This window comes from Streptococcus sp. SK140, from assembly GCF_000259525.1.
Taxonomy (GTDB): domain Bacteria; phylum Bacillota; class Bacilli; order Lactobacillales; family Streptococcaceae; genus Streptococcus.
Genome location: NZ_AJML01000011.1, coordinates 1 through 7,285 on the forward strand (window position 1 = coordinate 1; position 7,285 = coordinate 7,285).

Below are 7,285 nucleotides of genomic sequence, written 5' to 3' on the forward strand. Positions count from 1 at the left end.
GAACATCGTCATAACGCTTGACACTAGCTCCCATGATTTCCATAATCTCAATAAGACTAGCTACATCAGAGATGTCTGGAACACAATCCAAAATCACAACATCATCTGATAAAATAATGGCAGGAATCAAGGCAACGACACTATTTTTAGCGCCACTAATCGTAATTTCACCTTTCAATGGTCTCCCACCGTTAATGACAATTTTTTTCATTTTATACTCTTTCACTATTTATTAAGAAGGTCTCAACCTATATTATACCATATTTCTTACTAATAGCCAATCCTATAAAAAAATTAAGCCCAGAACTATCATGATATTAAAGACGATAACTTTGGTTATATCAGTTAGAATTATCATACTTATCAAAGCTAGTAAAAATCTTCCTCACCTGTAATTTTAAGGCTTGCAACAAAATTTTTACTGTACATTTTTTGTTTGCGATTGGGTAAAGAAAGACAGACTTAATAAGTCTATGCGATAGTATATACACTTTTATAAAATAAGAAATTAATACTCTTCGAAAATCAAATTCAAACCGCGTCAACGTCGCCTTGCCGTACTCAAGTACAGCCTGCGGCTAGTTTCCTAGTTTGCTCTTTGATTTTCATTGAGTATAAACCGATGATATTGTACAAAAATTTTACATAAAAATCATTCTGGATACCAAAATGGGTACCAAAACAAAAAAATAGGCTCTCCGAAAACTCGGAAAGCCTTATTTAATGCTACTTCTAGCTTCCTCGCCTTTTCATTTCAAGGCTCGGGATAAAAAGGTTCACTGGACCTTTTTATTTTGCGATTGGGTAAACAGAAACTTGTTTTTTATCGCGACCTTTACGTTCAAAGCGTACTACGCCTTCAACTTTAGCGAACAAAGTATCGTCTCCACCACGTCCAACGTTTACACCTGGATAGATGTGTGTACCACGTTGACGGTAAAGGATTGATCCACCTGTTACAGTTTGTCCGTCAGCTGCTTTAGCTCCAAGACGTTTTGCTTGTGAATCGCGTCCGTTTGATGTAGAACCTCCACCTTTTTTGTGGGCGAAAAGTTGCAAGTTATTAAGAGTCATTTTTAACATAATGTTTTCCTCCGTGTTAGTTTTCTGTGATAACTCTGGTTTGGACGAACTCAGAAGAGTCCTCCGATAAGGTTGCCATACCTAAGAAAAATGATTCAAAAAATAACTGCGTCATTTCTCTCTGGTGTGAAGGAAGGTCTCTAGGAATTTCAACCATCAGATAGCCACCTTCATCTTCGTTTAATTCTAAGATTGGTTCATAGCCTGCAAATTTCTCAATCGAATTGATAAAGTTAATGGCAAGCGTAGAAACCGATGCACACACGACATCAAAGCCGTATTCGCCACTCTCGGCGTGTCCAGTAATTTCCGCACTCCTCAGCTCGCCATCTTCGGCTCTCTCAAAGACTGCTTGTATCATGTGTTCTCCTTAAAATTAAGCGTTGATTGCGTTGATGACAACTTTTGTATATGGTTGACGGTGACCTTGTTTACGGTGGCTACCTTTTTTAGGTTTGTACTTGTAAGTAACAACTTTCTTTTGTTTTCCTTGTTTTTCAACAGTTCCAACTACAGTAGCTCCAGCAACAAGTGGAGTTCCGACAACAGTGTTTTCACCACCAACAAGAACAACTTCGTTAAAAGTAACTTCTTGACCAGCTTCAACGTTCAATTTTTCAACGTAGATTGCTTGACCAACTTCAACTTTAACTTGTTTTCCGCCAGTTTTGATAATTGCGTATGTGCTCATTATGCACCTCCTATGATTTTTTAGGGTTTCCCCGTATTTTTGTGAAGACTCGCCTAGCATCGTGGGACGAACCACTTAAAAGAAGAGCTCTAAGTATAACAAAGAATAAACTAGGAATTGAGCCGAAGACATAACTTATGTTAGACAAGGCCATAATGACGAAGTTTAAATTTGTTATACGACGAGCAACGATGTTCGTGCGGTTGCACAGGACTGTGCATAGTCAACTCTTCAAGTATAGCATGATTCCTAGTTTTTGACAAGTATTTATTATCGAATTTAAACTTTTTCTCTTATTTTTTTCCTCCAAGATGCAAAAAGCATACTTAGATAAAAAATACTCATCATGATTGGAATCCCTAAAATTGTTTTTTCTTCATAAAAAATACTCAGATAAGCTGATATAACAACCCCAATAACAAAACTCGACAGCAAGCTAACAAAGATGAGTCCTTCTCTTAAAAAAGGTGTATGTTTTGTGCGAACATATTCGCCAAATGCTAACATGGTTCGTTTGATATTTCCGGTCATAAAAGCATTATTGTATGCAATGCCTGAAACTTCTCCGAAAGCTGTTGTTACAAGTCCCATACAAAATGCTAACGGTGGTACTATATATATATTATCAACCGTCAAGGGAACAAATCCTATTATTAAAGATAAAATTGCTAGTGGAATAAGGGATAGAATTGGTTTTCTTACAATCCTCAACTTTTCTTTATAGACTGTCAAAAGGAAGACACCCACCATGAAGGAAATCAAGGTCATTACCTTGGCACTGGCATCTGAAACATTATCTTGAATGAGACCAACGGAAAGGAAAACGACATTCCCTGTTTGACCTGCAACTAGAGTATTCCCACGTATGATAAAGGTATAGGCATCTACATAACCCGCACAAAAAGTCAAAAAAAGCGCCAATCTTTTTGAATGACGAGAAATTTTTCTCATAGGTAATAATCTCATACTACACTCCTATTTTTTCTGAATCTATTGTACCATTTTTTGAGGAAAATTCGAAGTGTCAAATAAAAGAATTGTCTCCCTTTGGCTAGTTTAGTCTATCTGTGATATAATGAAAGCAGTCATTACTTGTAGAAAAGGAGATTTCATGCTTAAACTCGGTATTATCGGTACTGGTGCAATCAGTCACCACTTTATAGAAGCTGCTCATACTAGTCAGGAATTCCAGTTAGTGGCTGTTTATTCAAGAAAGCTCACTACTGCTCAGCAATTTGCTAGTTCCTATACAGATGTTAGTCTATTTGATAATTTAGAGGATTTCTTCCAGTCTGATTTTGATATTGTCTATATCGCAAGTCCCAATTCTCTGCATTATACTCAAGCCAAGCTTGCTCTAGCATCAGCTAAACATGTTATCCTTGAAAAACCAGCGGTGACTCAACCACAAGAATGGCAGGATTTAGTTGAAATAGCTCAAGAAAATCAATGTTTTATCTTTGAAGCAGCAAGAAACTATCATGAGGAAGCCTTCACCGTTATTAAAAACTTCTTAGCAGACAAGCAAGTTTTAGGTGCAGACCTCAACTATGCCAAGTATTCTTCTAAGATGCCAGCCCTTCTTTCCGGAAACACTCCGAATGTATTTTCAGACCGTTTTGCTGGTGGGGCTCTCATGGACTTAGGAATTTATCCGATCTATGCTGCGGTTCGCTTGTTTGGAAAGGCACTTGATGCGACCTATCAAGCTCAGCAACTTGACAACACCGTTGATTTAAATGGAGATGGTATCTTATCTTATCCTGAATATCAAGTTCATATCAAGGCTGGTAAAAATATTACTTCTAATCTGCCTTGTGAAATATATACAACAGATGGAACCTTGACGCTCAACACTATTGAACATGTCCGCTCAGCTATTTTCACAGATCATCAAGGTAATGAAACACATCTACCTATTCAGCAGGCACCTCATACCATGACTGAGGAGATCGCTGCTTTTGCTAACATGATCAAGCAGCCAAACCCAGAAATTTACCAAGCTTGGTTAGAGGATGCATCACACGTCCATAACCTAATTTACACCATGCGCCAGACTGCTGGCATTAGATTTGAGGCAGAAAAATGAAAACCAAACTACCTACAGAATGGCTAGAGCTAACCGAACAACTCGGCTTTCAAGAATTCACACCCATTCAAACTCAGATTTTTGATCCGATTTTAGATGGTCAAACCCTTCTTGGAGTTAGTCCAACTGGTACAGGTAAGACTTTAGCTTATCTCCTACCAAGTCTTCTTCGTCTCCAAAAGAAAAAAGCGCAACAACTATTGATTTTAGCACCAAATACTGAACTGGCTGGTCAGATTTTTGAGGTAACTAAAACTTGGGGTGAAGCAATTGGCTTGACTGCTCAGCTATTCCTTTCTGGTTCGAGTCAGAAACGTCAAATCGAACGACTTAAAAAAGGCCCAGAAATCCTTATTGGAACTCCTGGTCGCATCTTTGAACTGATTAAATTGAAGAAGATCAAGATGATGAATGTGGAAACGATCATTCTTGACGAGTTCGATCAGTTGCTAGATGATTCTCAAATTCACTTTGTTGAGAAAATCACTCACTACGCACCTCGTGACCACCAACTCATCTATATGAGTGCCACTACCAAGTTTGACCGAGATAAGATTGCGCCCAACACGCGCACCATCGACCTCTCTGATCAAAAGTTGGACAACATTCAACACTTCTACATGCAAGTAGACCAACGACACAGAGTTGATATGCTTAGAAAACTGGCACATGTCGAGGATTTCCGTGGCCTAGTCTTCTTTAATAGTTTGTCAGACCTCGGAAGTGCTGAGGAAAAATTGCAGTATCGCGATGTTTTAGCTGTTTCACTAGCTAGCGATGTCAACGTTAAGTTCAGAAAAGTTATTCTCGAAAAATTCAAAGACAAGCAACTAACACTGCTTCTTGCAACAGACCTTCTAGCTCGTGGTATCGACATTGACAGCTTAGAATGCGTGGTTAACTTTGACGTTCCTAGAGATATGGAAACTTACACTCACCGCGCTGGCCGTACAGGACGTATGGGCAAAGAGGGCTATGTAATCACACTTGTAACGCATCCCGAAGACATCAAAAAGCTGAAGAAATTTGCAAGTGTACGTGAAATTGTCTTGAAAAATCAAGAACTGTATATCAAATAGAGGCTGGGACAAAAATCCCAACCTCATTTTTTATTAGCAAAAAACTTTGACCTGCTAGTTGATTGGGAACTTCGAAATCGAAACTTTGACTTCCGATTTCTCCTCCACTTTTTACCCCCAGGTAATTTCTAAGCGATAGTTTGCAAATGGATTTCCTTCTTTGTTTTGTAGTTGATAGGCTAGTTCAATCTTTTGTTGTTCAACTTGATAATGGCTTGTTTGGATGATAAACTCCTGTATCCCCATTGGTGTAGGAATATAGGCTAAACTATCAACTTCCTTCAGAAAACGCATGATGGTCTTAGGGTTGGAAAATCGAGACATCACCAACTCTGTATCATTAAACTTGAGTACCACTTTTTCCTTCTCTTCATTGTAAAAAAGGAGATAGGAAAAATCACCTTTCTCACGTAACTCAACATCATAAAGTTGGTCGATCACTTCCAATTGTTCATCAAATTGGATGGTATTTCTCATTCGAATCTTCACTTCAAGTCCTCTTTCTTCACTCTTATCCTACTATTTTACCAAAAACTGTAGCTTTTTGCTATAATGGTTTTATGAATGAAAAAGTATTTCGTGACCCTGTTCACAATTATATCCATGTTGATAATCAGATTATCTATGACTTAATCAATACCAAAGAATTTCAACGGCTTCGTCGTATCAAGCAGCTCGGAACATCCAGTTATACCTTTCATGGTGGAGAACATAGTCGTTTCTCTCACTGTCTGGGTGTTTACGAGATTGCACGACGCATCACCGAGATTTTTGAGGAAAAGTATCCTAAAGAATGGGATCCTTCGGAGTCCCTCCTAACCATGACTGCAGCCCTCCTTCATGACCTAGGACATGGTGCCTATTCGCATACTTTTGAAAATCTCTTTGATACCGATCATGAGGCGATTACGCAGGAAATTATCCAAAGCCCTGAGACAGAAATTCATCAGGTTCTCTTACAGGTAGCCCCAGATTTCCCCAAAAAGGTAGCTAGTGTTATTGACCATACTTATCCTAACAAGCAGGTGGTACAACTCATTTCCAGTCAGATTGATGCAGATCGCATGGACTATCTCTTACGTGACTCCTATTTTACAGGGGCTTCTTATGGGGAATTTGACCTAACACGTATCTTACGAGTTATTCGCCCTATCGAAAACGGAATTGCCTTTCAACGAAACGGGATGCATGCCATCGAAGACTATGTTCTTAGTCGCTATCAAATGTATATGCAGGTTTATTTCCATCCTGCTACACGTGCTATGGAAGTCCTTCTGCAGAATCTTTTGAAACGTGCTAAAGAACTTTATCCAGATAATAAGGACTTCTTTACACTGACATCCCCGCATCTACTGCCATTTTTCGAAAAGAATGTGACCTTGACTGACTATCTGGCTCTGGATGATGGTGTGATGAATACCTATTTCCAGCTCTGGATGACTAGTCCTGACAAGATACTAGCAGACCTGTCACAACGTTTTGTCAATCGCAAGGTCTTTAAATCCATTACCTTTTCACAAGAAGATCAAGAACAGCTTGCATCTATGAGAAAACTGGTTGAAGATATCGGCTTTGATCCAGACTACTACACAGCTATTCATAAGAACTTTGACCTTCCTTATGATATCTATCGTCCTGAATCTGAAAATCCACGAACGCAGATTGAGATTATACAAAAAAATGGAGAACTAGCAGAACTCTCTAGCCTGTCTCCTATCGTTCAATCCCTTGCTGGCAGTCGCCACGGAGATAATCGTTTTTATTTTCCGAAAGAAATGTTAGACCAAAACAGCATCTTCGCAAGCATTACCCAGCAATTTTTACACTTGATTGAAAATGATCATTTTACACCAAATAAAAGCTAAAAGAGGAAATTTATGAGTATTAAACTAATCGCTGTCGATATCGACGGAACCCTTGTCAACAGTAAGAAGGAAATCACTCCTGAAGTATTTGCCGCTATTCAAGATGCCAAAAAAGCTGGTGTCAAAGTTATGATTGCAACTGGACGTCCTATCGCAGGAGTTGCCAAACTTCTAGATGACTTGAAATTAAGAGATGAAGGTGACTATGTAGTGACCTTCAACGGTGCCCTTGTTCAAGAAACTGCTACAGGACATGAAATTATCAGCGAATCCTTGACTTATGAAGATTATCTAGATATGGAATTTCTCAGTCGCAAGCTCGGTGTCCATATGCACGCTATTACCAAGGACGGCATCTATACTGCTAATCGCAATATCGGAAAATATACCGTTCACGAATCAACCCTTGTCAGCATGCCAATCTTCTATCGTACACCTGAAGAAATGTCTGATAAGGAAATCGTCAAATGTATGTTTA

At 38.9% G+C, this 7,285-nt stretch carries 9 protein-coding genes and 1 pseudogene; 4 read left to right on the forward strand and 6 right to left on the reverse strand.

Annotated elements, in window-relative coordinates; all coding sequences use genetic code 11:
• The 5 genes and pseudogenes from HMPREF1116_RS03795 to HMPREF1116_RS03815 form a co-directional block, all read right to left on the reverse strand.
• A pseudogene (locus HMPREF1116_RS03795) lies at nt 1–211 on the reverse strand (UDP-N-acetylglucosamine 1-carboxyvinyltransferase); the annotation flags it as partial.
• 578 nt (nt 212–789) lie between these two features.
• A complete protein-coding gene (gene rpmA, locus HMPREF1116_RS03800; protein WP_000916509.1) occupies nt 790–1,083 on the reverse strand; it encodes a 50S ribosomal protein L27 in 294 nt (97 codons plus the stop codon).
• A gap of 16 nt (nt 1,084–1,099) precedes the next feature.
• On the reverse strand, nt 1,100–1,444 hold the full coding sequence (locus HMPREF1116_RS03805) for a ribosomal-processing cysteine protease Prp (RefSeq protein ID WP_000613695.1): 345 nt from the start codon (nt 1,442–1,444) through the stop codon (nt 1,100–1,102).
• A gap of 15 nt (nt 1,445–1,459) precedes the next feature.
• Nucleotides 1,460–1,774, reverse strand: a complete 315-nt coding sequence (gene rplU / locus HMPREF1116_RS03810) for a 50S ribosomal protein L21 (RefSeq protein ID WP_000109137.1) — start codon at nt 1,772–1,774, stop codon at nt 1,460–1,462.
• Nucleotides 1,775–2,053: 279 nt separating this feature from the next.
• The gene (locus tag HMPREF1116_RS03815) at nt 2,054–2,740 is read right to left on the reverse strand and encodes a YoaK family protein (protein WP_001238391.1); all 687 of its coding nucleotides are present in this window, start codon (nt 2,738–2,740) and stop codon (nt 2,054–2,056) included.
• Nucleotides 2,741–2,885: 145 nt separating this feature from the next.
• Here HMPREF1116_RS03815 and HMPREF1116_RS03820 point away from each other — a divergent pair, with 145 nt between their 5' ends.
• Together HMPREF1116_RS03820 and HMPREF1116_RS03825 are read left to right on the forward strand one after the other, a co-directional pair.
• A complete protein-coding gene (locus tag HMPREF1116_RS03820; protein WP_000915856.1) occupies nt 2,886–3,863 on the forward strand; it encodes a Gfo/Idh/MocA family protein in 978 nt (325 codons plus the stop codon).
• Nucleotides 3,860–4,942: a DEAD/DEAH box helicase gene (locus HMPREF1116_RS03825; RefSeq protein ID WP_000850553.1), complete on the forward strand. Its 1,083-nt coding sequence runs from the start codon at nt 3,860–3,862 to the stop codon at nt 4,940–4,942. Before HMPREF1116_RS03820 ends, HMPREF1116_RS03825 begins: the two co-directional genes overlap by 4 nt.
• 111 nt (nt 4,943–5,053) lie before the next feature.
• Here the strand turns inward: HMPREF1116_RS03825 and HMPREF1116_RS03830 are convergent, their stop codons facing one another.
• Nucleotides 5,054–5,431, reverse strand: coding sequence for a DUF1934 domain-containing protein (locus tag HMPREF1116_RS03830; protein WP_007554615.1), 378 nt, complete (start codon nt 5,429–5,431; stop codon nt 5,054–5,056).
• A gap of 71 nt (nt 5,432–5,502) precedes the next feature.
• Here HMPREF1116_RS03830 and HMPREF1116_RS03835 point away from each other — a divergent pair, with 71 nt between their 5' ends.
• Nucleotides 5,503–6,807, forward strand: coding sequence for an HD domain-containing protein (locus HMPREF1116_RS03835; RefSeq protein WP_001003468.1), 1,305 nt, complete (start codon nt 5,503–5,505; stop codon nt 6,805–6,807).
• A gap of 12 nt (nt 6,808–6,819) precedes the next feature.
• Nucleotides 6,820–7,285: HAD-IIB family hydrolase (locus HMPREF1116_RS03840; protein WP_000023481.1), on the forward strand; the 466-nt coding region annotated here is incomplete at its 3' end.

Bases quoted from the DNA above. Each gene is read 5' to 3' on its own strand.
- rpmA (WP_000916509.1), bottom strand. From the start codon at position 1,083: ATGTTAAAAATGACTCTTAATAACTTGCAACTTTTCGCCCACAAAAAA.
- HMPREF1116_RS03805 (WP_000613695.1), bottom strand. From the start codon at position 1,444: ATGATACAAGCAGTCTTTGAGAGAGCCGAAGATGGCGAGCTGAGGAGT.
- rplU (WP_000109137.1), bottom strand. From the start codon at position 1,774: ATGAGCACATACGCAATTATCAAAACTGGCGGAAAACAAGTTAAAGTT.
- HMPREF1116_RS03815 (WP_001238391.1), bottom strand. From the start codon at position 2,740: ATGAGATTATTACCTATGAGAAAAATTTCTCGTCATTCAAAAAGATTG.
- HMPREF1116_RS03820 (WP_000915856.1), top strand. From the start codon at position 2,886: ATGCTTAAACTCGGTATTATCGGTACTGGTGCAATCAGTCACCACTTT.
- HMPREF1116_RS03825 (WP_000850553.1), top strand. From the start codon at position 3,860: ATGAAAACCAAACTACCTACAGAATGGCTAGAGCTAACCGAACAACTC.
- HMPREF1116_RS03835 (WP_001003468.1), top strand. From the start codon at position 5,503: ATGAATGAAAAAGTATTTCGTGACCCTGTTCACAATTATATCCATGTT.